The 26,536-nt window shown below is 69.3% G+C and carries 25 protein-coding genes; 19 read left to right on the forward strand and 6 right to left on the reverse strand.

Going from position 1 to position 26,536, the window contains the following annotated elements; all coding sequences use genetic code 11:
* Positions 1-30: 30 nt before the first annotated feature.
* Positions 31-645: a hypothetical protein gene (locus ACIBL3_RS45155; RefSeq protein WP_396360205.1), complete on the reverse strand. Its 615-nt coding sequence runs from the start codon at positions 643-645 to the stop codon at positions 31-33.
* A 175-nt stretch (positions 646-820) separates the two neighbouring features.
* On the opposite strand from ACIBL3_RS45155, the gene glmU reads away from it, so the two are divergent.
* The 3 genes from glmU (at position 821) to ACIBL3_RS45170 (ending at position 4,142) form a co-directional block, all read left to right on the forward strand.
* A complete protein-coding gene (gene glmU / locus ACIBL3_RS45160) occupies positions 821-2,296 on the forward strand; it encodes a bifunctional UDP-N-acetylglucosamine diphosphorylase/glucosamine-1-phosphate N-acetyltransferase GlmU (RefSeq protein WP_396360207.1) in 1,476 nt (491 codons plus the stop codon).
* Positions 2,297-2,309: 13 nt separating this feature from the next.
* Positions 2,310-3,290 (forward strand): ribose-phosphate diphosphokinase, encoded by a 981-nt coding sequence (locus ACIBL3_RS45165; RefSeq protein WP_396360208.1) that lies wholly within the window; start codon positions 2,310-2,312, stop codon positions 3,288-3,290.
* 90 nt (positions 3,291-3,380) lie between these two features.
* Positions 3,381-4,142, forward strand: a complete 762-nt coding sequence (locus tag ACIBL3_RS45170; protein WP_396360209.1) for an NAD(P)-binding domain-containing protein — start codon at positions 3,381-3,383, stop codon at positions 4,140-4,142.
* Here the strand turns inward: ACIBL3_RS45170 and ACIBL3_RS45175 are convergent.
* Complete coding sequence (locus tag ACIBL3_RS45175; RefSeq protein ID WP_396360210.1) at positions 4,135-4,788, reverse strand: hypothetical protein; 654 nt, start codon at positions 4,786-4,788, stop codon at positions 4,135-4,137. The genes ACIBL3_RS45170 and ACIBL3_RS45175 overlap by 8 nt on opposite strands.
* A 302-nt stretch (positions 4,789-5,090) precedes the next feature.
* Between ACIBL3_RS45175 and ACIBL3_RS45180 the strand changes: the two genes are divergently transcribed.
* From ACIBL3_RS45180 to ACIBL3_RS45200, 5 genes are read left to right on the forward strand one after another with little or no spacing between them, the layout of a single operon-like run.
* Positions 5,091-5,744 (forward strand): 50S ribosomal protein L25/general stress protein Ctc, encoded by a 654-nt coding sequence (locus tag ACIBL3_RS45180; RefSeq protein WP_396360211.1) that lies wholly within the window; start codon positions 5,091-5,093, stop codon positions 5,742-5,744.
* A 40-nt stretch (positions 5,745-5,784) separates the two neighbouring features.
* Positions 5,785-6,360 carry an aminoacyl-tRNA hydrolase gene (gene pth / locus ACIBL3_RS45185; protein ID WP_396360212.1) on the forward strand — a complete coding sequence of 192 codons (576 nt, stop codon included), beginning with the start codon at positions 5,785-5,787 and terminating at the stop codon, positions 6,358-6,360.
* Positions 6,361-6,373: 13 nt separating this feature from the next.
* The gene (gene mfd / locus ACIBL3_RS45190; RefSeq protein ID WP_396360213.1) at positions 6,374-10,000 is read left to right on the forward strand and encodes a transcription-repair coupling factor; all 3,627 of its coding nucleotides are present in this window, start codon (positions 6,374-6,376) and stop codon (positions 9,998-10,000) included.
* Positions 10,001-10,031: 31 nt separating this feature from the next.
* A complete protein-coding gene (locus ACIBL3_RS45195) occupies positions 10,032-10,652 on the forward strand; it encodes a hypothetical protein (protein WP_396360214.1) in 621 nt (206 codons plus the stop codon).
* Between the two features lie 9 nt (positions 10,653-10,661).
* The gene (locus ACIBL3_RS45200; protein WP_396360215.1) at positions 10,662-11,651 is read left to right on the forward strand and encodes a MazG family protein; all 990 of its coding nucleotides are present in this window, start codon (positions 10,662-10,664) and stop codon (positions 11,649-11,651) included.
* A gap of 6 nt (positions 11,652-11,657) precedes the next feature.
* Here the strand turns inward: ACIBL3_RS45200 and ACIBL3_RS45205 are convergent, their stop codons facing one another.
* Together ACIBL3_RS45205 and ACIBL3_RS45210 are read right to left on the reverse strand one after the other, a co-directional pair.
* Complete coding sequence (locus tag ACIBL3_RS45205; protein WP_396360216.1) at positions 11,658-12,332, reverse strand: hypothetical protein; 675 nt, start codon at positions 12,330-12,332, stop codon at positions 11,658-11,660.
* Complete coding sequence (locus ACIBL3_RS45210) at positions 12,332-13,930, reverse strand: helix-turn-helix transcriptional regulator (RefSeq protein WP_396360217.1); 1,599 nt, start codon at positions 13,928-13,930, stop codon at positions 12,332-12,334. Before ACIBL3_RS45210 ends, ACIBL3_RS45205 begins: the two co-directional genes overlap by 1 nt.
* 590 nt (positions 13,931-14,520) lie before the next feature.
* On the opposite strand from ACIBL3_RS45210, the gene ACIBL3_RS45215 reads away from it, so the two are divergent.
* Genes ACIBL3_RS45215 through ACIBL3_RS45225 form a run of 3 tightly spaced genes read left to right on the forward strand, consistent with a single transcriptional unit; the run spans position 14,521 to position 17,930 of the window.
* Positions 14,521-15,660, forward strand: a complete 1,140-nt coding sequence (locus ACIBL3_RS45215) for an OmpA family protein (RefSeq protein WP_396360218.1) — start codon at positions 14,521-14,523, stop codon at positions 15,658-15,660.
* A 12-nt stretch (positions 15,661-15,672) separates the two neighbouring features.
* Positions 15,673-17,052: a hypothetical protein gene (locus tag ACIBL3_RS45220; protein WP_396360219.1), complete on the forward strand. Its 1,380-nt coding sequence runs from the start codon at positions 15,673-15,675 to the stop codon at positions 17,050-17,052.
* Positions 17,053-17,093: 41 nt separating this feature from the next.
* On the forward strand, positions 17,094-17,930 hold the full coding sequence (locus ACIBL3_RS45225; RefSeq protein WP_396360220.1) for a phosphotransferase enzyme family protein: 837 nt from the start codon (positions 17,094-17,096) through the stop codon (positions 17,928-17,930).
* On the opposite strand, the gene ACIBL3_RS45230 is transcribed toward ACIBL3_RS45225, so the two are convergent.
* Positions 17,847-18,362, reverse strand: coding sequence for a hypothetical protein (locus ACIBL3_RS45230; protein ID WP_396360221.1), 516 nt, complete (start codon positions 18,360-18,362; stop codon positions 17,847-17,849). The two genes, ACIBL3_RS45225 and ACIBL3_RS45230, sit on opposite strands and share 84 nt — an antisense overlap.
* A gap of 69 nt (positions 18,363-18,431) precedes the next feature.
* Here ACIBL3_RS45230 and ACIBL3_RS45235 point away from each other — a divergent pair, with 69 nt between their 5' ends.
* The 6 genes from ACIBL3_RS45235 to ACIBL3_RS45260 all read left to right on the forward strand — a co-directional run bounded on the left by ACIBL3_RS45235 (position 18,432) and on the right by ACIBL3_RS45260 (position 23,250).
* Entirely contained in the window at positions 18,432-19,274 is an 843-nt protein-coding gene (locus tag ACIBL3_RS45235) for a LysR family transcriptional regulator (protein ID WP_396360222.1), read from the forward strand.
* Positions 19,271-19,816, forward strand: a complete 546-nt coding sequence (locus ACIBL3_RS45240; protein WP_396360223.1) for an RNA 2'-phosphotransferase — start codon at positions 19,271-19,273, stop codon at positions 19,814-19,816. The genes ACIBL3_RS45235 and ACIBL3_RS45240 overlap by 4 nt, the downstream gene beginning before the upstream one ends.
* A gap of 39 nt (positions 19,817-19,855) precedes the next feature.
* Positions 19,856-21,136, forward strand: a complete 1,281-nt coding sequence (gene eno / locus ACIBL3_RS45245) for a phosphopyruvate hydratase (protein ID WP_396360224.1) — start codon at positions 19,856-19,858, stop codon at positions 21,134-21,136.
* Between the two features lie 6 nt (positions 21,137-21,142).
* Positions 21,143-21,748, forward strand: a complete 606-nt coding sequence (locus ACIBL3_RS45250; RefSeq protein WP_396360226.1) for a septum formation initiator family protein — start codon at positions 21,143-21,145, stop codon at positions 21,746-21,748.
* Entirely contained in the window at positions 21,745-22,227 is a 483-nt protein-coding gene (locus ACIBL3_RS45255; RefSeq protein ID WP_396360227.1) for a DUF501 domain-containing protein, read from the forward strand. Before ACIBL3_RS45250 ends, ACIBL3_RS45255 begins: the two co-directional genes overlap by 4 nt.
* 117 nt (positions 22,228-22,344) lie before the next feature.
* Complete coding sequence (locus ACIBL3_RS45260; RefSeq protein WP_396360228.1) at positions 22,345-23,250, forward strand: exopolyphosphatase; 906 nt, start codon at positions 22,345-22,347, stop codon at positions 23,248-23,250.
* Positions 23,251-23,261: 11 nt separating this feature from the next.
* Here the strand turns inward: ACIBL3_RS45260 and ACIBL3_RS45265 are convergent, their stop codons facing one another.
* The gene (locus tag ACIBL3_RS45265) at positions 23,262-23,831 is read right to left on the reverse strand and encodes a TetR/AcrR family transcriptional regulator (RefSeq protein ID WP_396360229.1); all 570 of its coding nucleotides are present in this window, start codon (positions 23,829-23,831) and stop codon (positions 23,262-23,264) included.
* A 129-nt stretch (positions 23,832-23,960) separates the two neighbouring features.
* On the opposite strand from ACIBL3_RS45265, the gene ACIBL3_RS45270 reads away from it, so the two are divergent.
* Positions 23,961-25,385 (forward strand): MFS transporter, encoded by a 1,425-nt coding sequence (locus tag ACIBL3_RS45270; protein ID WP_396360230.1) that lies wholly within the window; start codon positions 23,961-23,963, stop codon positions 25,383-25,385.
* Between the two features lie 213 nt (positions 25,386-25,598).
* The gene (locus ACIBL3_RS45275) at positions 25,599-26,417 is read left to right on the forward strand and encodes a uracil-DNA glycosylase (RefSeq protein ID WP_396360231.1); all 819 of its coding nucleotides are present in this window, start codon (positions 25,599-25,601) and stop codon (positions 26,415-26,417) included.
* The last annotated feature ends 119 nt before the right edge of the window (positions 26,418-26,536 follow it).

Below are 26,536 nucleotides of genomic sequence, written 5' to 3' on the forward strand. Positions count from 1 at the left end.
GGGTGCGAGCGAAGGCGGTGATGTACGCCGTCAGAGCGGTTGGACCAGGAGGGTTATCAGGATGCTGGCCAGGAGGCCGGCGGCGAAGAAGAGGAGGTTGGCGTAGAGGGCCTTGCGGTCGGCGGATTTGGCGGCGGCGGCGAGCTCGGCGCGCAGCGCCGTGATGATCGCGGCCTGCTGGGCGGGGGTGAGCGTCGCGAGGGGGTCGGCGGCGACGGGTGGCGCCGGCGGTGCGCTGCTGACTGGTGGTGCTGGGGGAGCGCCGGCCGATTGTGCCGGGGGAGCGCCGACCGATTGTGCCGGGGCAGGACTGGCCTGTTGGGCTGGGGGAGGGCCGGCCTGTTGGCCGGCGGAAGCGCTGCCAGGTGCGGGGGCGCGGCGGCGTTCGGTCGGGGGTTGCCACGGTCCCGGGTCGGCAGGGGGTTCCCACGGTCCCGGGTCGGCTGGGGGCTGCCGGGGGCCTGGTTTGGCTGGTGGCGCGGGGTACGAGGGCCGCGACCGGTCTGGGGGCTGCGAGAGGGCCGGGCGGCGGCTGGTGAGGAAGGGAAGGTCGCGGGTTCGGCGGGACTGGCGGGTGAGGGTTACGGCGGTGGTCAGGGCAGCGGCCAGGGCGATGAGGGTGGCGAGGGCGGCGGCGAAGTCCACAGGGTGATCGTAGGGAAGATACGGAGCGTCAGCAGCGCGTGAGGCGGGTCACGGTGTGCGGGTGGGGCCGGTGAGGGGTGCGCGGGGGAGCAAGTAGGCTTGCGCGGGCACCGTTTCGAGTGCCCATGCTGATACTGGCTCCAGAAACTTGCAGGGAACTCGAGGAGAAGACCGCGTGACTTCCCATCGTCCCGCGGCGGTCGTGATCATGGCCGCCGGTCTGGGAACCCGGATGAAATCGGCGACCCCGAAGGTGTTGCACGAGATCGGCGGGCGCAGTCTCGTCGGGCACGCCGTGGTCACCGCCCGTGCACTCGCCCCGGAGCACCTGGTGGTCGTGGTCGGCAACGGCCGCGAGCTGGTCGAGGCGCACCTCGCCACCGTGGACCCCGAGGTGAAGACCGCCGTCCAGGAGCAGCAGCTGGGCACCGGTGACGCGGTCCGTTGCGGCCTGAGCGCCGTACCGCAGGACTTCGACGGCTCGGTCATCGTCACGTCGGGTGACGTGCCGCTGCTCGAGGCGGAGACGTTGCAGGAGCTGGTCGCCGAACACGACAAGCAGGGCAACGCGGTGACCGTGCTGACCGCGCGGGTGCCCGACCCGACCGGGTACGGGCGGATCATCCCGGGCGAGGACGGCACCGTCGCCGGGATCGTCGAGCACAAGGACGCGACGTCGGCGCAGCGGCAGATCGACGAGATCAACGCCGGGATCTACGTGTTCGACGCGGCTACGCTGCGCGACGGGCTGAGCCGGATCACCACCGACAACGCGCAGGGTGAGCTGTACCTGACTGACGTCCTCGCGATCGCGAGGGAGGACGGCAAGCGGGTCGGCGCGTACGTCACCGAGGACGCGATGCAGACCGAGGGCGTCAACGACCGCGTCCAGCTGGCCACGCTCCGCGCCGAGCTGAACCGCCGTACCCTCGACAAGCTGATGCGCGCGGGCGTCACGATCGTCGACCCGAACACCACGTGGGTCGACCAGACCGTCCAGCTCGCCCGCGACGTCACCCTGCTGCCGAACACCCAGCTGCACGGCGCCACCACGGTCGACGAGGGCGCCACGATCGGCCCGGACACCACGCTGACCGATGTGAAGGTCGGCGCCCAGGCGACGATCATCCGGGCGCACGGCTCGCAGTCCGAGATCGGCCCGCAGGCCTCCGTCGGCCCGTTCGCCTACCTTCGGCCGGGCACCAGCGTCGGCGTGAAGGGCAAGATCGGCACCTTCGTCGAGACCAAGAACACCAGCATCGGCGACGGCGCCAAGGTGCCGCACCTGACGTACGCCGGTGACGCGACGATCGGCGAAGGCGCGAACATCGGCGCCGGCACGATCTTCGCCAACTACGACGGGGTCGCCAAGCACCCGACGCACGTCGGCAAGCACTCCTTCATCGGCAGCAACTCCGTGCTGGTCGCGCCGCGGACGATCGCGGACGGCGCCTACCTGGCCGCCGGTACGGCGCTGACCGAGGACGTCGGCCCGGGTGAGATCGCGGTCGCGCGCGGCCGGCAGCGCAACATCAAGGGCTGGGTGGCTCGCAAGCGAGCGGGTACCAAGACGGCGAAGGCGGCCGAAGAGGCGCTTGCGGCGCAGCAGACGGACGACGCTGCTGTGGGCGACACTGGCGAGAAGGCGTAACGGGAGGCCGGCCATGAGCGGCATGAAGCGAACCACCGAGAAGAACCTGATGGTGTTCTCCGGCCGGGCTCACCCCGGTCTGGCCGAGGAGGTCGCCGAGCAGCTCGGCTCCGGCCTGGTCCCGACGTCGGCGTACGACTTCGCCAACGGCGAGATCTACGTCCGGTTCGAGGAGTCGGTCCGGGGCAGCGACGCGTTCGTGATCCAGAGCCACACCTCGCCGATCAACGAGTGGATCATGGAGCAGCTGATCATGGTCGACGCGCTCAAGCGGGCGTCGGCCAAGCGGATCACCGTGGTGCTGCCGTTCTACGGGTACGCGCGGCAGGACAAGAAGCACCGCGGCCGGGAGCCGATCTCGGCCCGGCTGATGGCCGACCTGTTCAAGACCGCGGGCGCGAACCGGCTGATCTGCGTCGACCTGCACACCTCGCAGATCCAGGGCTTCTTCGACGGCCCGGTGGACCACCTGATGGCGCTGCCGATCCTGAGCGACTACGTGCAGCAGAAGTACGGCGACCAGAAGCTGGCCGTGGTGTCGCCGGACGCCGGCCGGATCAAGGTGGCCGAGCAGTGGTCGGCCCGGCTGAACGGCGTGCCGCTGGCCTTCATCCACAAGACCCGCGACATCGACCGGCCGAACGAGACGGTCGCGAACCGGGTCGTCGGTGAGGTCAAGGACCGGGTCTGCATCCTGGTCGACGACATGATCGACACCGCCGGCACGATCACCAAGGCGGCCGACGCGCTGTACGCCGACGGCGCCGCCGGGGTCGTGATCGCGGCGACCCACGCGATCCTGTCCGGCCCGGCGGTGGACCGGCTGAAGAACTGCCAGGCCAGCGAGGTGATCGTCACCAACACGCTGCCGATCGCGGAGGACCGCCGGTTCGACAAGCTGACCGAGCTCTCGATCGCGCCGCTGATCAGCCGGGCCATCCGCGAGGTCTTCGAGGACGGCTCGGTGACCAGCCTGTTCGACGGCCGCGCCTGATTCGGTCGAGCTCGTCGCGAAGCACCGCCGGGTGCTCGCCGTACTGGCATATCTTGGGGAGCACTGACCGCTCACCCTGAGGACCACTCCATGCGGATCGCTGTGTTCCACCCCGGCGCGATGGGTTCGAAGCTGGCCGCGCAGTTGGTTGCCGCGGGCCACGAAGTGCACTGGGTGCCGGAGGGACGAAGCCCGGACAGTACGGCGCGCGCCGCCGACGCGGGCCTGATCGGCACACCGTTCGCCGAGGCGGTCGCCCAGGCCGAGGTGGTGCTGTGTTCGTGCGCACCCCAGGGCGCGGTGGACATCGCCGTACAGGTGGGGCAGGCCGGGTTCGACGGGCTGTACATCGAGGCGAACCCGCTGTCGCCGAAGTCGTTGCGGGAGGCGCAGGAAGCGGTCGCCCGGGCGACGTTCGTGGACGCCGGCGTGGTCGGCCCGCCGCCGACGGGGGGACCTAGTCCGACGCACCTGATGCTGTCCGGCGCGGCCGCCGAGCAGGCCGCCGGGCTGTGGGCCGGGACCGCGGTCACACCGATGGTGGTCGGCAACGAACCAGGTGCGGCCAGCGCGGCCAAGTCGTCGTACGCGCTCTACAACAAGGGCAAAGCGGCACTGGCCGTTCTCGCTTTTCAACTGGCCGAGAAGTATGGCGTGACCGAGGCGCTGACCGCCCAGCAGGTCCGGGGAGATGCCGGCTCGCTGAGCGACCCGGCTCTGCCTGATCAGCTCCGCCGCGTCGCCTGGCGCTGGGGCCCGGAGTTCGACGAGCTCGCCGAGACCCTGGACGAGGCCGGGCTCGAAGGCGACGCCGCCCGAGCCCTCCGCCAGGTCTGGACCAAGCTCACCTAGCCGGCGGCGCGTAGTCGCGGAACACCTGCGGCGGGATTCGCTCGATCACGCCTTCCATCGCCTCCAAGCGGGCCAGCACGTCGCGGACGACGAACCGGTTGTCGCCCCAGGAGACCAGTGCGTTGCCGGCGACCTGCCACTCCAGGCCGCCGTTGAACAGCATCCACTCCATCATCCGCGGCGTCAGGACCGCCGAGGCGAACCGGTCGTCCGCGCAGTCGACCTGGAACCTGTCGTTGAACGCCTGGTTCTCGAATTCTTGGTCACCGCCGCCGAGAACCCGCTCCTTCGTCAGTGTCAGCGGTGGAAGGGGGACCGGCAGGTTCAGGGCGACCACGTGCACGATCCGCCGCTGGACCTGACCGTTCGCCCCGGCGGTCGAGAAGACGTAGTCCAGCACGCACATCCCGCGACCGCGGAACTGCCCGGCGAACATCTCCCCGGGCTCGCCGTACGTGAACAACCGCGCGGCGACGTCCATCAGCCACGGATTCGGCGGCGCCAGGACCCAGCCGGACTGCGCCGCCTCCGCCGCCCGCCGTCGCAGCGCGGCAGAGCCCTTCTTGTGGATCACCACGATCGACACGACCAGCAGCGTGATCAGCAGAAGGACGAACAGCGGGAGGAGCAACGTGGCCGCGAGCACGCGAGCACGCTAGCGAACCGGCGGGCCAGCCGATTCCGGTATAGCCCCGCGGCGAAAAGTCACCGTCCGGACCGGCGATTGCGCAGCCGAGGAACGGATTTCCTGTCCGGGCGGGGTGATGGGTAGACTGTTTTGGTTGCCTCGGCGAGGGACGCCCCCCGAGAACTGTTGGGCGCGGCTCCGTGATCGACGCGGTGGTTCGTTGCCTGACGCCTTCTCCGGGGTCACAAGGCGCCCGCTGAGGCCGCAGCCGAGTTCCATCTAGACAACAGATCACCGCAACGCACTGAGGAGTTCATCTCGTGGCCGAGGTCAAGATCCAAGCCGAATCGCGCACGGAGTTCGGCAAGGGTGCTGCCCGCCGAATCCGCCGGGACAACAAGGTTCCCGCAGTCCTGTACGGCCACGGCAGTGACCCGGTGCACATCACGCTGCCCGGTCACGACACCATGCTGGCCCTGAAGACCGCGAACGCCCTGCTGCTGATCGAGGTCGCCGGCGGCGAGAGCCACCTGGCGCTGCCGAAGCAGGTCCAGCGCGACCCGCTGAAGGGTTTCATCGAGCACGTCGACCTGGTGATCGTGAAGCGCGGCGAGAAGGTCCAGGTCGAGGTCGCGGTCCACCTCGAGGGCGAGGCGGCCAGCGAAACCCTGGTCGTCACCGAGCACGCCACCGTGCTGGTCGAGGCCGAGGCCACCCACATCCCGGAGAGCATCACCGTGTCGATCGAGGGCCTCGAGGTCGGCGCCCAGATCCACGCTTCCGACCTGTCCCTGCCGAACGGCACCACGCTGATCACCGAGCCGGACGCCCTGATCGTGAACGTGACGGCCCAGCAGACCGCCGAGCAGCTCGAGGCCGAGCTGTCCGGCGCCGAGGCCGAGGCCGGCATCGAGAAGGACGAGAAGACCGAGGAGGCTCCGGCCGAGGAGCCGGTGGCCGCCGCCGCGGAGTAGTCTCCTCAGCGCAGCAGAACTTTCAGGAGGGCCGGGATCCGTGGCGGACGACGTGTGGTTGGTCGTCGGACTGGGGAATCCCGGCCCTTCGTACGCCCGCACCCGGCACAACGTCGGCCACCTGGTCGCCGACGAGCTGGCCGCCCGCACCGGCGGGAAGTGGAAGCAGCACAAGCAGGTCCGGGCCGAGGTGATCGAGACCCGGATCAGCGGCATCCGGACCGTGCTGGCCAAGCCCCGCTCGTACATGAACGAGTCCGGCGGCCCGGTGTCCGGGCTGCTGAAGTTCTTCAAGGTCGAGCCCACCGGCCTGGTCGTGGTGCACGACGAGCTGGACATCGACTTCGGCGTGCTGCGGGCCAAGTTCGGCGGTGGCGACAACGGCCACAACGGGCTGAAGTCGCTGCGGAAGTCGCTTGGCACCGGTGAGTACTACCGAGTCCGGTTCGGTGTGGGTCGTCCACCGGGCCGGCAGAACCCCGCCGACTTCGTCCTGAACGAGTTCTCCTCGACCGAGCGCAAGGACCTGCCGTTCGCGGTGGACCGGACGGCGGACGCGGTCGAGTCACTGCTCACCGACGGCCTCGAAGCAACCCAAGGGCGGTACAACTCATGAGGCGGGACAACTCGTGAAACTGGGCGGTCTCGTCGACACCCTGGTCACCGATCCGGTGGTGGCCGAGGCCGTTCGCGACGCCAAGAACGATGTCGTCACCACGCTCGACCTGAGTGCCCCGGGCCCGATCCGCCCGGTCCTGCTCGCGGCGCTGGCCTCCGAGCAGAACGGCGCCGATCGCCCGGTGCTCGCGGTCACCGCGACGTTCCGCGAGGCCGAGGAGCTCACCGAGGCCCTCCAGTGCCTGGTCGACCCCGCGACAGTCGCCTACTACCCGGCCTGGGAGACCCTGCCGCACGAGCGGCTCTCGCCCCGTTCGGACACGGTCGGCCGCCGCCTCGCCGTACTGCGCCGCCTGGTCCACCCGGACCCGTCGGACGAGACCACCGGGCCGATCAAGATCCTGGTCGCGCCGGTGCGGTCCGTGCTGCAGCCGCAGGTCGCCGGGCTGGCCGACCTCAAGCCGGTGCAGCTGCACGTCGGCGACACAGTCGAGCTCGAGGAGGTCGTCGAGGCGCTGGCCGGGGCGGCGTACCACCGGGTCGACCTGGTGGAGCGCCGAGGTGAGTTCGCTGTCCGCGGCGGCATCATCGACGTGTTCCCGCCGACCGAGGAGCACCCGCTGCGGGTCGACTTCTTCGGCGACGACGTGGAAGAGGTCCGGTACTTCGCGGTCGCCGACCAGCGCTCCCTGGAGATCGCCGAGCACGGTCTGTGGGCCCCGCCGTGCCGCGAGCTGCTCTTGACCGACCAGGTCCGGTCGCGGGCCGCCGTACTGGCGAAGGAGCACCCGGAGCTCGCCGAGCTGTTCGAGAAGCTCGCCGAAGGGCATGCCGTCGAGGGCATGGAGTCGCTGGCGCCGGTGCTTGTCGACGAGATGGAGCTGCTGGTCGACCTGATGCCCGCCGGTACGCACGTCGTGGTCAGCGACCCGGAGCGCGTCCGGGCCCGTGCGCACGACTTGGTCGCGACCAGCCAGGAGTTCCTCGAAGCGTCCTGGGCGGCTGCTGCCGGTGGTGGCGAGGCGCCGATCGACCTGGGCGCGGCGGCTTACATGTCACTCGGGGATGTCCGGTCGCATGCGCTGAGCAACGGCCTGGCCTGGTGGAGCATGTCGCCGTTCGCGGCGGCGCCGACCGACGGCCCGGAGCTGCGGGACTCGATGGGCGAGCGGGTCGCGTTCGACATCGACACCGAGGCCGGTGCGGTCCGGAGCCGGGCCATCGCAGCGCACGAGGTGGACCCGTACCGCGGTGAGACCTCGGCCGCGGTCGAGGACATCCGCGGCTGGCTGCGGGACGGCTGGCGTGTCGTCTGCGTGACCGAGGGTCACGGTCCCGCGCAGCGTCTGGCCGAGGTGTTCTCCGAGGCCGAGCTGCCCGCCCGTGCGGTCGACGGCATCGAGGAGATCCCCGATCCGGGCGTCGTACTGATCTCGCAAGGCCAGCTCGACCACGGGTTCATTGCCGAAGGCATCAAGTTCGCGGTGCTCACCGAGAACGACCTGGCCGGTCAGCGGTCCGCGGCCGAACGGCGTTCGCAGCAACGGATGCCGAGCCGGCGGAAGAAGACCATCGACCCGCTCGAGCTGCAGCCCGGCGACTTCGTCGTGCACGAGCAGCACGGCGTCGGCCGGTACGCCGAGATGATGCAGCGGACCGTCGGCAGCGGCGCGCAGAAAGCCACCCGTGAGTACGTCGTCATCGAGTTCGCGCCGAGCAAGCGCGGTCAGCCCGGCGACCGGCTGTATGTGCCGACCGACCAGCTCGACCAGGTCACCCGGTACGTCGGCGGCGAGCAGCCGACCCTGGACAAGATGGGCGGCGCCGACTGGGCCAAGCGCAAGGGCCGCGCCCGCAAGGCGGTCCGGCAGATCGCCGGTGAGCTGATCAAGCTGTACGCTGCCCGCCAGGCGACCAAGGGGCACGCGTTCGCCGTGGACACCCCGTGGCAGCGCGAGCTCGAGGACGCGTTCCCGTTCGTGGAGACGCCGGACCAGCTGGCCACCATCGACGACGTGAAGCGCGACATGGAGCGCGTCATCCCGATGGACCGGATCGTCTGCGGCGACGTCGGCTACGGCAAGACCGAGATCGCCGTCCGGGCCGCCTTCAAGGCAGTGCAGGACGGCAAGCAGGTCGCCGTACTGGTGCCGACGACGCTGCTGGTGCAGCAGCACTACGCGACCTTCGCCGAGCGGTACGCCGCCTTCCCGGTGAACGTGGCGCCGCTGTCGCGGTTCCAGACCGACAAGGAGGCCAAGGCCGCCACGGACGGGCTGGCCGACGGGACCGTGGACGTCGTGATCGGCACCCACCGGCTGCTGTCCGGTGAGATGCAGTTCAAGGACCTCGGCCTGGTGATCGTCGACGAGGAGCAGCGGTTCGGCGTCGAGCACAAGGAACAGCTGAAGCGGTTGCGGACGGCGGTCGACGTACTCACGATGTCGGCGACGCCGATCCCACGGACGCTGGAGATGTCGATCACCGGCATCCGGGAGATGTCCACGATCGCCACCCCGCCGGAGGAACGGCACCCGGTGCTGACCTTCGTCGGCGCGTACGAGGAAGGCCAGATCACCGCCGCGATCCGGCGCGAGCTGCTCCGCGAGGGCCAGGTCTTCGTCGTGCACAACCGGGTGAACACGATCGAGAAGGCGGCCGCCCGGATCCGCCAGCTGGTCCCCGAGGCACGGGTCAGCGTCGCGCACGGCCAGATGAACGAGCACACGCTCGAGCAGGTCATCCAGGACTTCTGGGAGAAGCGCTCCGACGTGATCGTGTGTACGACGATCGTCGAGTCCGGGATCGACATCTCGAACGCGAACACGATGATCGTCGAGCGCTCGGACCTGCTCGGCCTGTCCCAGCTGCACCAGCTCCGCGGCCGGGTCGGCCGGGGCCGCGAGCGCGCGTACGCGTACTTCTTCTTCCCGCCGGAGAAGCCGCTGACCGAGACCGCCCACGACCGGCTGGCCACGATCGCCCAGCACGCCGACCTCGGCGGCGGGATGGCGGTCGCGATGAAGGACCTGGAGATCCGCGGCGCCGGCAACCTGCTCGGCGGCGAGCAGTCCGGGCACATCGCCGACGTCGGCTTCGACCTGTACGTCCGGCTGGTCGGCGAGGCGGTCGCGGAGTACCGCGGCGACACCCAGGCCGAGGAGCCCGAGGTCAAGATCGAGCTGCCGATCGACGCGCACCTCCCGCACGACTACATCCCGTCGCAACGGCTGCGACTCGAGATGTACCAGCGGCTGGCCGCCGTACGCGACGACGACGGCATCGCGGAGCTGGTCGAGGAGCTGCACGACCGGTACGGCGACATCCCGCAGCCGGTGCTGAACCTGATCGAGGTGGCGAAGTTCCGCAACCACGCCCGCCGGGCGGGGCTGCACGACGTGACGCTGCAGGGCAATCTGATCCGGTTCGGGCCGGTCGAGCTGCCCGACTCGAAGGTGCTGCGGCTGAACAGGCTGTACCCGAAGAGTCTGGTGAAGCCGCAACTGCGTACCATCCTGGTGCCGAGACCTGCCACCCGGCCGGTCGCCGGTCAGCCGCTCCGTGACCAGGAGCTGCTGCAGTGGTGCACCCGGCTGATCGACGACGTGATCGCCGAGCCGGTCGGGGCCTCGGTGTAGTTTCGACGGACAAAGGCGAGGAGACAGTTCGGTGAGCAGAGGGCGACGGCTTCGGGCCATCGGTGCGGCAGTGGCGTCGGTGCTGCTGGTCGGCGGCTGCGCGGCGGGGACGCACCCGGGTGCGGCGGCTGTGGTCGGCGATTCCGAGATCACCGTCGGCGACGTCGACGAGACCTCGCGTGCGGTCAGCTCGGCGCTCGGGCAGCAGTTCAGCACCGCGGTGGCGCTGAGCGAGCTGGTCAACAACGCGCTGGTGTCGCAGGTCAGCGAGCAGCGGTCGATCAGCGTGAGCGACGCCGAGACGGCCGAGGCGGCCAAGCTGGTGGTCAACGACCCGACCGCGTTCGCGAAGTTCGAGGCGGACCCGGTGGCGCGCGAGTTCCTGCACGAGGTGGCCGCGTCCGCGGTCGCCACCATCAAGCTGGGTGGCGGCAGCGGGGTCAAGGACCCGAACGTGCAGCAGGCGCAGCAGGCCGGGATCCAGCAGGTCAAGGAAGCCTCCAAGGACGTGAAGGTCGAGATCTCGCCGCGCTTCGGTCAGTGGACCGACGGGGCGATCGACAACAAGGTCTCCGGCTCGCTGTCCGAGGAGTCCGCCCAGGCCAAGGCGAAGCGCGAGGCCGCCGAGAACGCCCAGCAGGGCCAGGGCTGAGGCCCCTGCATGCCTGGTGACACCACGGGCGGCGCGATCAAGGTCGTCCTGACCAGCCCCCGAGTAGCCCCGGGCATCCTCACCCACGCCGCCTGGCAAGCCTTCACCGGCGCTGACGCGATCGGTGCCGCTGACCTGCGCCCGGACGTGCAGGCCCTGGTGGGTTCCGGGCTGGTCGTCACCCAGGTCGAAGGTGGCGTCGCCGAGCACTGGGCTTGGCTCAGCGATGCGGCGGCGTCGGGTCGACAGGTCGCCTGGCTGGTGGGGGACGACGGCGAACCAGGGCTGCTGCGCGTGGTGGCGGATCAGGTGAGTCGTGAGCCGCGGCCGCCGTACGACGTGGAGATCCTGCACGGGTCGTACGACGTACCCGGCGCGCGGCTGATCGACCTCGTGCGGGTGATGGACCGGCTGCGGCGCAACTGCCCGTGGGACCAGGAGCAGACCCACGAGAGCCTGGCGAAGTACCTGCTCGAGGAGACCTACGAGACCCTCGAAGCCATCGACACCGGCGACCGGGTCCACCTGCGCGAGGAGCTCGGCGACCTCCTGCTCCAGGTCGCCTTCCACTCCCGGATCGCCGAGGAACACCCCGACGAGGACTACTCCATCGACGATGTCGCCGGCGACATCGTCGAGAAGCTCATCCGCCGCCACCCCCACGTCTTCGGCGACGAGACGAACAAGGACCTGGCAGCGGTCGAGGCCAACTGGGAGACCATCAAAGCGGCCGAGAAGCAGCGCACTTCGGTCCTGGAGGGGATCCCGCTGACCTTGCCTGCGCTGGCGCTGGCGGACAAGGTCCTGTCCCGCGCGTCCCGGGTGCTGCCGGAGTCGGCAGAGGTCGTCACGGCAGGCACGGGCGACCACGAGAAGGTCGGCGCCGAGCTCCTGGGGCTGGTCCAGCGCGCCAGGTCGTCCGGAGTGGACCCCGAACAAGCACTCCGCGATGCGGTCCGAACGCTGGCTGAACGGATCCGCACCGCGGAGCAGAGCTGACGTAGGTCAGGAAATCAGGGCCTCGGCGGTGGCCTCGAGCATGGCCGCCGTACTCAAGGTGCACAGACCGTAGACGAGTGGCGTCTCGGCTCCGAAGGACACCCCCAGGACGTCCGCGTCCCGCCGCTGCACGGCCTGCGCGTGCCGTTCCTCGTCCACGAATCCGATCCACGAGTACGACGCCGTCGTCCGCGGGAACACCTCGACACCAGCCGGTACCGCGATGTGCGCGTTGATCATCGTCAGCGCCTCGGTCACCGGCCGCCCGCTGGCGATCCCGATCACGCTGTGAGCTTGCCAAACCTGCACGATGTCCGGCGCCAGGCCGGCCGTCAGGTCACTTGCCGCCGCCAGCTTCCCGCCCAGTAGCTGGTCGACATGAGCGCCCAGCCACGCCGGCACGCCCTCCGACACCCGCCCGGTGGGCAGCCCGGACAGATCGTCGATCCCCCGAACCCGCACCGTCGGCGAGCTCAGCACCCCCGGGTGCGTGCGGTTCTCCTGCGGAGAACGCACACACGCCAGAACCTGTCGCGAACCCTCGGCCTCACGGGTGATCGTCAGGGCGAGGACCGGAGCGTACGTCGCAACGGGTTCGGCAGACCCCGCGGTCAGTTCCAGCGCGTCGAGCCACTCGCGCGGAACCCGCCTGAGGTCATGGTCAACACCAGTAGTGTTCATCACTCCATCACAATCTTGAGGTCTTGCAGCACGGAATTGAACCAGTCCTTCGTCTTCGTGCGGGCCGTCTCCAGGAAGTCGTTGAGTGGTTCGGTCGGGGTCAGCAGGTCCCGCTGGCCGAACGCCACACTCTCCGTGGTTTCCAGGAGCGCCGCTTCGAGGCTGTCGACGGATGCCAGCCAGTCGTCGAGCCTCATCGTTCCCACCTCTCCAGCGCCCTCGATCCGGGCTCTGTACGCCTCGTCCTGGTAGTTGCGAGGTGTCAGATCGAGATGGAACAGTCGTGGCACCACCGGCATCAGCCGGTTGCCGTCCGGATCCGTCTTCTCAACGATCCAGAGCGGCTCAGGCAAGAAAATCTCCTGCAGGGCGCCGGCCGGTACGTCGGCGCCGAGCTCGTCCAGGAGGCCGTGCCGGGCGGCGCGGATGAACGCGGGCGAGTTGACGGCCGCCTCCCGGTCGCCTTCGATCAGCCGGCGCCGTGCCGACCGGTGCGTCGCCGTCGACCGGGCCCCGCGTTCCCCGGTCCGTTCGAGATCCTCGTCCGAGATGTGCGTGCTGAACAACTGGAAGGTCGCGGACTTCGAATCTTTCGGCAGCAGGACCCGGCGGCCCAGTGGGCGGCCGGTCCGCTCGAAGTAGCCGTGGATCAGGATCAGCGATACGCCGAAACCGAAGCGCCCGGTGGTGTCGTCCTCACCCGCGGCCGCCACCTGCTCGGAGTCGGTGCCGAGCCGGAAGTAGCTGGACAGCCGGTGCTGGGCGACCGGGCCGGCTGAGGTCGACTCGGTGCCTCGGTCGACCACCACCACGGCTTTCAAGTGGGTCAGCGGCTGCTTGTCGGCCTTCAGCGCGGTCAGGTGATCCTCGATCAGCCGGATGTAGGCCGAATCCCTGGACACCAGGACCGGGATGGCGTCGACGTCGGTCGGCTTGACGTTGGGCAGGGCCGGCCAGACGGCGCATTGGAGGCCGTCCTTCGAGCTGACCAGCACGAAGGACTGCCGGACGTCGTCCGACTCGTACAGGTTGATGTCGGAGCCGAGCTCGCCGTCGGCCGGATGGAGCCGCCCGCCGACCGCGAGTGCCTCGAAGATCCTGGTGATCTGGTTCTGCACGGCCCACGTCGCCGCGTTCGGCCCGACCGGCCCGCGCAACTGCTGCTGGCGGGCGTGGGTCGGGAAGATGATGTTCACGGTGGGCGGCAGGTCGAGGAGGACGCCCTCGAGCAGCTTGATGATGTCGAGCTCGTCACCGACGACGATCTCCAGCCGATCGAGCCCCGGTGCGTTCAGCAGCTCCTTGAGCCGGGCGTCCCGGGTGTTTGCGTGCCGGATCCGCGGCGAGGACTCGAACTGGGCGCGGGTCAGGTTCTCCAGGTCCGGAAGGTCCAGCACCCCGGCGAGCTTCGCGGCGAGATCGAGCGGAAGATCCTGGTTCTCGCCCTCGATCCGGTTGATCACGTAGCGACTGACGTCGACGCGGGCGCCGAGCGAGGCCTGGCTCAGGCCGCGCTGGTTCCGCGCGAGACGGATCTGGCCGGCGATCAACCGGCGGGCTTCGCGCTGGTCGTCCACGACAGGGGGTGTCTCGGTCACCGCCTTCTCCTTCGAGAATCCTCGCTGTTTGACCGCGCTTCGCGCGCTGAGACTAGGGACGGTGCCGCACGCCGTGCAAGCGCGACGGACCGCCTTCATTCAACCGTGATCCGGTAATCGGCTGTTTCACATTGTGCGCCAAGTGTGCACGTGTGCAAAGAGACGCGCACATGTGTTGACCAGTCGTGCGCGGCCCAATTACGCTGAGGTCGAGGCTCTTATACGCAAAGAGGCGGCCCGGTTGCACCCGAGCCGCCTCTACATCACCGACAACCCGCCGACTTCAGCCAAAGTGAGGGTCGAGCCGTGATGACACACAAGCCTAACGCATGCCGTGCTGTGTGCAACACAGTGCGCGCAGATCGGTTCAAGGAAGCGGTGGCACCGGTTTCGGGGTCACTGTCATCGGCTGGGCGGCCGTCGGTCGCCGGCCCTGTGGAGCACCTCCGGCCCACTCCGGCCGGGGGTGCGTGATGCGATCCAGGACAAGCAGGTACCGCACCTCCCGCCGGCGCCCGATGCGGCTGTCCGCACGCCGGAGCAGTCGCCGCCGGGGACGCCGCGGATCTCGCCGCTGGACTCTCGCCCTGGTGATCGGGCTGGTGGTCGCCGCCCTGTCCGCCTCGGCCGCCGTATCGGTCGCCCGGCAGCGGCACGGATCTGCGCCGGTGCTGGGCGGGACCATCGTCTACACGGCGCCGACCGCGAATCAGGGCGCAATCCGGATCGATGGCGCCGCGCGGACGATGGTCGAGCAGGCCGGACTCGCGCACCAGTCGGTCCGGCTGGTCCGGATCGAGGGCAACGGAGCGGTCGGCTACAACACGGCGGACATGACCCCGCGGCTCGACGGTGAGCCGGACGGGGAGCCGCTCAAGGTGCCGGAACGTGCCGCGGAGGAGATCGCGCGGTCGATCTCGAAGCTCGAAGGGCAGTTGAACGAGAAGAGCTCGGTCTTCGCCGGGCAGGCGTTGTTCGCGGGATTGTCGAAGGCCAGGATCGACACCTCGCGGCCGGTGTTCGTCTTCTCGTCGGGATTGGACACCACCGACCCGGTCGACTTCCGCAAGCTCGCCTTCGACGTGGCGCCCGCGGGCCTGATCCAGGACCTGAAGGCTGCCGGTGAGTTGCCGGCTCTACGGGGTGCCGTGATCACCTTCGTGGTCTTGGCCGAGTCCGGCCGGCAGCCGGTCCTGCGCCGTCCGCAGTCCGTCTATCGAGAAACCCTTTGGGGCGGGTTGCTGCGCGCAGCCGGAGCGCCGATGGTCCGGTTCGAGTACCCGGACGCGACGCCGTCCGAGTCGACTCTCGCAGCTCCGGTGGTGGCAGTGCCGCCTCCGCCGGGGACTCCGGTGCCGGCGCGGACCACGCGAGTACCCGGCGAGAAGACGTGCACGCTGAGTGCTGCGACCTACTTCGCCTCGGACAAGGCCGTCCTGCTGGACCGTCAGGCGACCCTGCGAGCTCTCCGGCCGTGTGCCGCCACGATCGGTTCCACAGCTCGCGTGTCCGTCGAGGGTCACACGTCGTCGATGTCGAAGCGGCCGAACAACCCGGTGGCGTTGCGGCTCAGCACCCAACGCGCCCAGGTTGTGGCCGGTCTGCTGGTTCAGCTCGGCGTCGCCCGGAACCGCATCGAGGTCAAGGGGTACGGCAATGCGCGGCAGCCGTACTCCGATCCCAGCGACCCCAGGAATCGCTGCGTGGTCGTTCGCTTCAACACCATCTGACAGGAGCAGGAGATGGCCGGTCACGCGATTCCGTTGCCGGACAACGGAACTGAGAATCTCCGGGGACCGCAGTACACGCGACGGGAAGCCGTCCGGGCGGACCTGTGCACGAAGGCGGAGTACGTCATCGCCGCCACCTATTACGACTACGTCATCCGCAATCACCAGGCCAGTGGCACGCCGCGGAACGAGTGGGAGCCGCAGGATGTCGTCGGCCGCCAGCTGAGTGCGCCGTACGGGCGAGACGCGCAGGATCTGATCGTGGTGCGGCTCAAGAACCAAGCCGACCCGGCGCTCGACGCGATCGACCGGCTGTGCGACGACGTACAGACGACAATCGACGCCGTCAGCAAGCTCCCGGGCGACCTGAGCACGCCGGAGACCAACAAGGTCTACAGCGGCTGGACCGCCGTAGAGCGGGTCGACTGGCTGACGGACCGGGTCGAGTCGGACCGGGCCGAGGGCCACCGTCACCACGACCGGGCGCCGGCCTGGCTGCGGCTGATCTCGCACGTTGCGCCCTGGGCCGAGGCCCTTGGTTTCCTTGCTTTCCTCACCTATTACCTGAACGTCCCGATCCTCAGCCCGTGGCGCGACTGGATGGGCTGGACGTTCTCGTTGATCCTGGTCGTTTACATCATGCTCGGCCAGACCTGGCTGGTGGATCACGCCGCTCGCGCGCACAACCACGCGCGAGAAGCCCTCGCCGATGGACAGAAGCATCACGCGGAGGTCAGCAAACGCCAGCGGCTCTGGTACCTGGTCGTGACCGCGACAGTCGCGGTCGGAATCACCACCGCGCTGATCGAACGCGGGCTGGACACGCTCGGCCAGGCCGAGTCGGCGGTCACCGTCGTCATGGTGATGCTGGCGGTCACGACCGGCCTGCTGATGCCTACGCTGGCGTTCCTGGGCAAGGCGCTCGACGGGAGCAAGGTGTCGCGCGAGCGGGACGCGTTGTCGGACGACCTCGACGCAGATCGGGAGCAGTACGACGAACTCGTCGAGCAAGCCGAGGCGGATCTGGCCACCGCCAGGAGTCTCGACCGCGAGTTGGTCGAGAAGGTGATCCCGGCTGTCCTCGGTGATGCGCAGAAGGTGCTCGACCAGGCACGGGCCCCGTACGACTTCCTGCGGCTCCAGATCGGTGGGTTGTCGAACCGCCCGGAGCGGCGGTCGATCGACGTAGCCGACGGAACCAGGGCCCGGACGCCGCTCCACAACGGCATCCCGGGGGCTGAGCCGGTGAGTCTGCAAGTGGTGATCGACCGGGAGAACCGGCTGGCGGCGCTACGCGCGCGGCTGGCCGAGCTCACGTTGCGTCTGCAGAAGGTTCCGCCGCACCCGTGGGATCACTCCTCACCGCGCCTGACAGCCCCGTTCGCGCGGTAAACCGGATGCGATTCGCCGGCGCCACTGGCAAGGTGGCGCCGGTGGACGTCGCTGGGGTGCTGTCGGAGCATTGGGACCTGAAGCCTGCGCGGGTCGAGGCGTTGTTCGGCGGGATGGGTTCCGAGACGTGGGTTGCCGCCGCCGACGGCTGGCGGGTTGTGGTCAAGACGGTGGACGTCAGGGACGGGGGATTCGAGCCTGGGCTGGAGTTGGCGGTTCGGCTTGATGACGCGGGACTGGTGACGGGGCGGCCTCGGCCGAGCCGAGCCGGACGGGTGGTCGAGCGGGTCGGGGATCGCCAGGTCGGGGTGCTCGAGTTCGTTGACGGCGTGCCGCTGACGAGTGTCGATGCCTGGGCGGTCGGCGAGACGCTGGGGCGGGTGCACCGAGCGTCGGCGACTGCTGCGGGCGAGGTGGAGGAGTGGCTCGATCTGCTCCGGCACTTCGACTTGTGGCTGGATCTGGAGGCGTGGATTCGGCCGGCGGTCGAAGGGGCGGCGGCGGGCGTACGGCGCCTCGGTCCGCTGACGTGGGCGTGGTTGCACGGGGATCCGGCTCCGGAGGCGTTCCTGCGGCAGCCGGACGGGACGATCGCGTTGATCGACTGGGGTGCGGCGATGCCCGGGCCGGTGTTGTACGACGTGGCCTCGGCGGTGATGTACGTCAACGGGGCCGATCGGGTGGTGCCGGCGTACCTGGAGCAGCGGCCGGAGCTGACCGCCGAGGTCGAGCACTTGGAGGCGTTTCTGCAGGTGCGGTACGCCGTACAGGCCGGGTACTTCGCGTGGCGGTGCTCAAACGACATTCGCACCGGAATCGCCGACCTGGCCGAGAACCGCAAGGGGCTCGACGATGCGCGACGAGCCTTCGGCGCCTAGGTCTCGCCGGATCGCCGCCTCGGTGGAGCGCCAGTTCTTGAAGAGGTAGCGGTGCGGAACCACCGGGGTGATAGCGGCGATCACGTCCGGCTTGTCGTCGACGAAGTACGTGATCCCCAGCTCCGCGCAGTGGATCGCCTTCTCCGGGCGACGCAGGCAGAACCGGACGTTGCCCTCGGCAATCCCGGTCCGCTCGAAGAACCGGTGGTGCCGCAACCACTCCAGCGACCGCTGCTGCACCCGCGGCCCGCACTTCGAGACCAGCCACGCGTCCTCGAACAACGGCACCAGCCGCGCGATCGCCTCGAAAGCCCCTGGTACGGCGGGGGTCCGCAGCATGGCCGCGGTGTCGCCGGAGAAGAACGACGTGTCACCGGTCCCCGAGGACCCGTCGATGATCACCCGGCCGATGTCGATTCCCAATCTGTTCATGTCACCAGGCTGACTGCGTCGACTCTTCAGCAGAACTAGTAATCACTCAGGCAGCTATAGTTTCCGTCAATGGAACTGGTGGCTGAGGATCTGGAAGCGTTCGCGGTGTTCGCGCAGCACCGGAACTTCACCCGCGCGGCCGAGGACCTCCATGTCAGCCAGCCGGCCCTGCACACCCGGATCCGCAAACTCGAAGCCCGTCTGGGGCGTCCGCTCTACGCCAAGCGGGGGCGGGTCCTGCAGTTGACCGAAGCCGGCGAGCGGCTGGCCGCGTTCGCCAATGAGACGCGCGACCGCGCCACCGACTTCCTGAGCTCGCTCGACGCCGCCCCGCCCCGACCGCTGGCGGTGGTGGCCGGCTCCGGCGCCTACCTCTACCTCCTCGGCGACCCGATCCGGCGGTTCCTCGCGCGAGGCCATGAACTGCGGCTGCTGAGCGGTGACGCCACAGAGACGTTGGCGGCGGTGCGGGACGGGACGGCGGATCTGGGGGTCACCGCGCTCGCGGTCCCGCCCGACGACCTCGAGTGCACGCTGCTGGCGCAGTACCCGCAGACCCTGATCACCCGGGCCGACCACCCCCTCGCCGACCGACGCAGCGTGCGGCTGAAGGACCTGCAGGACGAGGCGCTCGTCGTACCGCCGAAGGGGCGGCCGCATCGGCAGCAGCTGGAGCGGAGCATGCTGGACCAAGGCATCCGGTGGTCCGTCGCGGTGGAGGCGGAGGGGTGGGAACTGCTGGTCCACTTCGTCCGTCTAGGAGTAGGTCCGGCGGTCGTGAACGGATCCGTTCGTACGACGGGCGCCGTACGGAAGATCCCGGTCAAGGACTTGCCGCCGGTGCGGTACTACGTCGTCACCCGAGCGGACCGTGGTGACCGGGTCGAGGAGCTGAAGGGGATGTTGCTGTGAGCAGGGACAGCCGGAGGATCTCCAGGCTGCTCCGTCACACAGCAGGTGAACGCGGCCTCACGATGAGTGCGGACGGGTGGGCCGCGGTCGCGGACGTCTTGCAGGTGCTGGGGATGGACCGGCGTTCGTTGGAGGTTGCGGTCCAGCAGAACGACAAGCAGCGGTTGCAGGTCGACGGCGACCGGATCCGCGCCTGCCAGGGGCACTCGCTCGACGGGATGCCGGTGACACGTGAAGCCTTGGAGAACAGTTGGGAACGGGTCTATCCCGACCACCTGCTCTGGCACGGGACTCAGGCCGCGGCATTGGACGGTATCCGCGTGCACGGCTTGCTGCCGGGACGGCGTACTCATGTCCATTTGGCGCCGTCCAAGGACAGTCACGTCGGCCGGCGATCGGCCGTGGAAGTCTTGCTGGGTGTGGATCCCCGTGATTTGACCGTCTATCGGGCTCCCAACGGAGTGTTACTCACGCGCTTCGTCCCGGCTGATGCGATTGTTAGGGCCGACGCGGTCCACCCTGCCCGCTGGTCTGCCAGCTAGGCTCAGAACCGATTCGTCATCGAGAACTTGGGAGTCAATGTGGCCACCATCGAGGCCGTCGGCGCCCGCGAGATCCTCGACTCGCGCGGCAACCCCACTGTCGAGGTCGAGGTTCTGCTCGACGACGACACCGTAGCCCGGGCGGCCGTGCCGTCGGGCGCGTCCACCGGCCAGTTCGAGGCCGTCGAGCTGCGCGACGGCGACAAGGCCCGGTACGGCGGCAAGGGTGTCCAGAAGGCCGTCGCGGCCATCCTGGAGGACATCGACAAGGAGATCGTCGGGTACGACGTCCACGAGCAGCGGCTGATCGACCAGGCCCTCCTCGACCTGGACGGCACCCCGAACAAGGCCAAGCTGGGCGCGAACGCCATCCTCGGCGTCAGCCTCGCCGTCGCCAAGGCGGCCGCGGACTCGGCCGGCCTGCCGCTGTTCCGGTACGTCGGCGGCCCGAACGCGCACGTCCTGCCGGTGCCGATGATGAACATCCTCAACGGCGGCGCGCACGCGGACAGCAACGTCGACGTGCAGGAGTTCATGATCGCCCCGATCGGCGCGCCGACATACGCCGAAGCCGTGATGCAGGGCGCCGGCGTCTACCACGCGCTGAAGGCGGTGCTGAAGGAGCGCGGCCTGTCCACCGGTCTCGGTGACGAGGGCGGCTTCGCGCCGAACCTGGCCAGCAACCGCGAGGCGCTGGACCTGATCGTGATCGCGATCGAGAAGGCCGGCCTGCAGCTCGGCACCGACATCGCGCTGGCGATGGACGTGGCCGCGAGCGAGTTCCACACCGACGGCGTCTACGCGTTCGAGGGCGGCAAGAAGTCGGCCGACGAGATGATCGCTTACTACGCCGACCTGGTCGCGTCGTACCCGATCGTCTCGATCGAGGACCCGCTGAACGAGGAGGACTGGGACGGCTGGAAGGCCATCACCACCGAGCTCGGCGCCAAGACCCAGCTGGTCGGCGACGACCTGTTCGTCACCAACGTCGAGCGGCTGCAGCGCGGCATCACCGAAAAGGCGGCGAACTCGCTGCTGGTGAAGGTGAACCAGATCGGCTCGCTGACCGAGACCCTGGACGCGGTCGACCTGGCCCACCGTAGCGGCTTCACCTGCATGATGAGCCACCGCTCCGGCGAGACCGAGGACACCACCATCGCCGACCTCGCGGTCGCGACGAACTGCGGCCAGATCAAGTCCGGCGCCCCGGCCCGGTCCGACCGCACCGCGAAGTACAACCAGCTGCTCCGGATCGAGGAGGAGCTCGACGACGCGGCGAAGTACGCCGGTCGCTCGGCCTTCCCGCGGTTCAAGGGCTGACCTGACGTGCCGCCCCGTCGGGAATCCGGTTCGCGCCCCGGCTCGCGTCCGTCGAGCCGTACCCAGTCGCGTCCACCGGCCCGGCGGGGCGACCAGCCCAAACGCCGTACGACGGGAACCACGCCCGGCCCGGCCCGGACCCGCGGCTCCCGCAACCTCACCGGCCGGGCGGCCGTCGTGTTGCTCGTGCTCGGTGCGCTGATCGTGTCGTACGCGCAGAGCCTGCGGGTGTGGTTCGACCAGCATCAGCAGATCACCGCGCTGCAGCAGGAGATCCGCGACCGGGAGAAGCGGGTCGCCGAGCTGAACGACGAGATCGCCCGCTGGGACGACGACGCCTACGTGAAGGCGCAGGCGCGGCAGCGGCTCGGCTGGGTGATGCCGGGCGAGGTCGGCTACCGGGTGATCGGCGCGGACGGCAAGCCGGTCGGCGCACCGCCGGAGCCCGCGACCCCCTCGGACGGTACGGCGGAAGCCGAGAAGCCGAACTGGTACACCAAGTTGTGGGGGAGCGTCGAGGGAGCCGGCAAGCCCGCGACCCCGGCCACGCCGGCACCGGCCAAGCCGACCCCGAAGCCCATCCTCACCCCGTCGCCGAAGGCAACCCGTTGAGCGTCAGCCCAGAAGACATCGAGGCTATCGGCAAGCAGTTGGGCCGGACCCCGCGTGGGATCCGCTCGATCGCCCACCGCTGCACCTGCGGCCTCCCCGACGTGGTCGAAACCGAGCCCCGCCTCCCGGACGGCACTCCCTTCCCCACCACGTACTACGTGACCTGCCCCCGCCTCGCCTCCGCCATCGGCACCCTCGAAGCCGAGGGCCTGATGAAAGAGATGACCGACCGCCTGGCCTCCGATGAGGACCTCGCCAAGTCGTACCGCGCAGCCCACGACGCGTACCTGGCTCACCGCGAGTCCATCGAACATGTAGAAGAAATAGCCGGCATCTCAGCCGGCGGCATGCCCACCCGAGTCAAATGCCTCCATGTCCTAGCCGGCCACTCCTTGGCAACCAGCCCAGGCACCAACCCTCTAGGCGACGAAACCCTGGAAGCCCTGGACGACTGGGGCCGCCGAGGCCCGTGTGTCTGAGCACGCCGCGGCCAACCCCACCACCTCCCGGCCCCCGGCCGCTCCTCCCGCCTCCCGGCGCCGCGCCGGTTCCGCCTCCCGGCCCCCGGCTTTCTGCCCGCCCCCGCAGGGGGCGTTGTGACGCGGGTTGCGGCTGTTGACTGTGGGACCAACTCGATCCGCTTGTTGATCGCCGACTTTGTCGGTGGTGAGTTGGTGGAGGTGGATCGGCGGATGACTATTGTGCGGCTTGGGCAGGGGGTGGATGCGAGTGGCGCGTTTGCGGCCGAGGCCTTGGAGCGAGTGTTTGCGGCTTCGGATGAGTTTGCTGGGGTGATTCGGGCGGCGGGTGCGGCGCGGACTCGGTTTGTGGCGACTTCGGCGGCGCGGGACGTGAGCAACCGGGACGAGTTCTTCGCGGGGATCTCCAAGCGCTTCGGCGTCGAGCCCGACATCATCTCGGGCGCCGAGGAAGCTGAGCTGACCTTCCGCGGCGCGACCGAAGCACTCCACGTCCCCGGCCCGTACCTGGTCGCCGACATCGGCGGCGGATCCACAGAACTCGTCCTCGGCGACACCAGCGGCGTCATCGCCGCCGAGTCCCTCGACATCGGCTCAGTCCGCCTGACCGAGCGCCATGTCAGATCCGACCCGACGACCCCGGCCGAGCTCGCCGCCATCACCAAAGACGTCGACGCCCTGCTCGACTCCACCACAGTCCCGCTCACGGAAGCCCGCGCCCTGGTAGGCGTCGCCGGCACCGTCACCACAGTCGCCGCCGTCGCCTTCAACCTGCCCGAGTACGACCGGTCGCGCATCCACCACGCCCGCATCTCCGGAGCAGACCTCCGCGCCACCACCGCCTGGCTGACGAACTCGACCCGCGCCGAGCGTGCCGCCGTACGGTCGATTCATCCGGGACGAGTGGACGTGATCGGCGCCGGAGCGCTGATCCTGCAGCGGTTGTACGACCGGATGGCCGTGGACGAGGTGCTGGTGTCCGAGCACGACATCCTGGACGGCGTCGCGCTCTCCATCACCTGACGGACGCGCGCTTAGCGGACGCGGATCCCGTCCAACGCGATCGCCAGCACCCGATCGCGCTGCGCCTCGTCGACGAAACTGCCCGCGGTCAGTCCACTGACCATCCGCAGTACGTCGTCGAAGTTCACGTCGGCGCGGGCGTCGCCGGACTTCTGCGCCTGCTCGAACAACGGCGTCCCGGCCGCGTACATCGCCTCCCGGGCAGCCTTGAAGCTCTCCGACTCGCGGTTCAGCGACTCCCAGATCGCCCGCTTGGTCGCGGCGTACCCGACGAACCGGCGCAGCCAGGTGGTCAGCGCCTCCCACGGCGGCAGGTCGGCGACCTCCTCCGCCGCGATGCACAGCTCCTCGATCTCGCCGAAGTAGACCGCGTTCAGCAAGTCCTGCCGGGTCGGGAAGTTGCGGTAGAGCGTGCCGATGCCGACCCCGGCCTGGCGCGCGATCTCCTCGAGCGACGCCTCGACGCCCTTCGCCGCGAACGCGTCCCGGGCGGCGGCGAGCAGCGCGTCGAAGTTCCGCCGCGCGTCGGCTCGCTGCGGCCGCCGTACGTCGACCTGCAACGCCGGCCTGGTCTGATCCACACTTCACCCTATCGACTTGGAACCGGAGGTATGCCTCCGTTATAGTGGAGGCATACCTCGACTTTACCAGGCCGGGGACTTCGCACGCCGCTGCGCGCGGCGACCCACACCTCTTTGAAGGACTTCTGCATGCCTGGAAATGGCACTTCACCACGGCTCACGCTGGCCGTGCTGGCGACCGTCGTGGCCGCGTTCTCGATGTTGCAGTCGCTGGTCAGCCCGGCTCTCCCGGTCATCCAGCGCGACCTGGGTACGACGGCGAGCACCGTCACCTGGGTGTTCACCGCACTGCTCCTGTCGGTCTCGGTGGCAACCCCACTGCTCGGCCGGATCGGTGACATGGTCGGCAAGGAACGCACCTTGCTGATCGCGCTGGCCGCGCTCGCGGTCGGCTGTCTGCTTGCCGCGGTTGCCCCGAACATCGGCGTACTGATCGGAGCCCGGGTGGTGCAGGGGCTCGGCGGGGCGGCGTTTCCGTTGGCGTTCGGCATCATCCGGGACGAGTTCCCGGCCGAGCGGGTCCCGTCGGTGGTCGGCGTACTGTCCGCCGTCATCGCGGTCGGCGGTGGGCTGGGGATCGTGCTCGCCGGACCGATCGTCGAGGCGCTCGGGTGGCGCTGGCTGTTCTGGATTCCGCTGGTCGTGATCACCGTGGCCGGCGTTCTGGTCCGCCTCTACATCCCGAAGTCGCCGCATCGCGTGCCCGGCCGGATCGACTGGCTGGCGGCTGCGTTGCTGTCGGGCTGGCTGGTCGCCTTGCTGCTGCCGTTGAGCGCCGGCCGGTCGTGGGGCTGGAGTTCATTGTTGACAATCGGATTGTTTGCGACGGCCGTCGTACTGCTGGTCTCCTGGATCACTGTCGAGCTCCGGTCGCGGAACCCGTTGATCGACATGCGGATGATGCGGCTGCCCGCGGTCTGGACGACGAACCTGGTGGCGCTGCTGTTCGGTGCGGCGATGTTCGCCGTGTACGCGTTCGTGCCGCAGTTCATGCAGATCCCGACGGTCGCCGGCTTCGGATTCGGCTCCAGCGTCACCCAGGCCGGGCTGCTGATGCTGCCGATGCTGGTCACGATGGCGATCAGCGGTTCGCTCAGCGGGCCGATCGCGCCGTGGTTCAGCGTCAAGGCGCAGGTCGTGTGGGGATCGGCGCTCAGCCTGGTCGCGTCCGTGGCCTTCGCCGAGTTCCACGACCGGCCGTGGCAGGTGGCGCTGTCGACCGCCCTGTTCGGCCTCGGGCTGGGGCTGGCCTACGCGTCGATGACCAGCCTGATCGTGCAGAACGTGCCGCGCGAGCAGACCGGCGCCGCGACCGGCATGAACGCGAACATCCGCACCATCGGCGGTTCGATCGGTACGGCGATCGCCAGCTCGATCATCACCGGTCACCTGCAACCCGGTGGCCTCCCTGCCGAGTCCGGCTTCACCGACACCTTCCTGCTCCTGGCCGGCTTCTGCGCGGTCGCCGTACTGCTGGCGCTAGCGATTCCCGCCGCGCGCCGTGCTCAGCGTGCTGCACCCGAGCCCGTCCTAGAGGAGGAGCTTGTCAGCTGACTCGAGAATGCGGTCCCAGGGCAACGACCGTCCGCCCTCGGACCGCGGCTCGAGCAACTCCCACTCCACCAGCACGACACCCGCCGACCTGAGCACATCCAGATGACCGCCCCACGCGGGATGCCCCGCGTGGGCCGCATTGTTTCAACTGCTCCACTCCGCCGGCTGCCGAGGCGACCACACCAATCACGCTCACGTCTCTAGTCTGAACGCATGAAGCTTCCGCATCCGCTGACGGGCGAGTTGTTCGACAGCCCGGTCCCGCCAGGTACGGGGTGGCCCGAGGATCCCGCCGTACGACGGACTCCGGTGGCTGCCGACGCTGCCGACGTACTGCGGCTCGCGGAGACCGACGAGTTGGGGGAGCTCGAGGCCCGGGTGTCGGTGTGCCGAGCCTGTCCGCGGCTGGTCGAGTGGCGTGAGGAAGTTGCCTTAGGCAAGCGGAAGTCGTTCGCGGACCAGCCGTACTGGGGCCGTCCGATCGCCGGCTGGGGCGCCGCCGAGCCACGGATCCTGATCGCCGGCCTCGCCCCGGCGGCGCACGGCGGCAACCGTACCGGCCGCGTCTTCACCGGCGACCGCTCCGGCGACTGGCTCTTCGCCGCCCTCCATCGCGTCGGCCTCGCCAACCAACCCACCAGCGAACACGCCGGCGACGGCCTTCACCTCATCGCCACCCGCATGATCGCCGCCGTCCGCTGCGCCCCACCCGCCAACAAACCCACCCCCACCGAACGCGACACCTGCGCACCCTGGTTCCGCCGCGAACTCCAACTCTCCCTCCCCACCACCCAAGCCATCATCTGCCTGGGCAAATTCGGCTACGACGCCCTCCTGACCGCCCTGGCCTCAACCGGCGTCGCTGTGCCCAAGCCCCGCCCCCCATTCGGCCACGCAGTAGAACACCAAATCGGCCACGTCACGGTCCTAGGCTGCTACCACCCCAGCCAGCAAAACACCTTCACCGGCAAACTGACCGCCCCCATGCTCGACGCAGTCCTGAATCGCGCCAAGTCCATCGCGGGCCTCTGACGCCCAGGCCGATGTGCTGGGGGTCGCTGCGTGTCAAGATTTTTGAGGCGGGTTGGTTAGGGATTCATTGAGTCAACCGAGTTCTCCTGCTGCTGGCCTTCGGTGGGTTTGTTGATCCA

The organism is Kribbella sp. NPDC050124 (assembly GCF_044460355.1).
In the GTDB taxonomy this organism is placed as follows: domain Bacteria; phylum Actinomycetota; class Actinomycetes; order Propionibacteriales; family Kribbellaceae; genus Kribbella.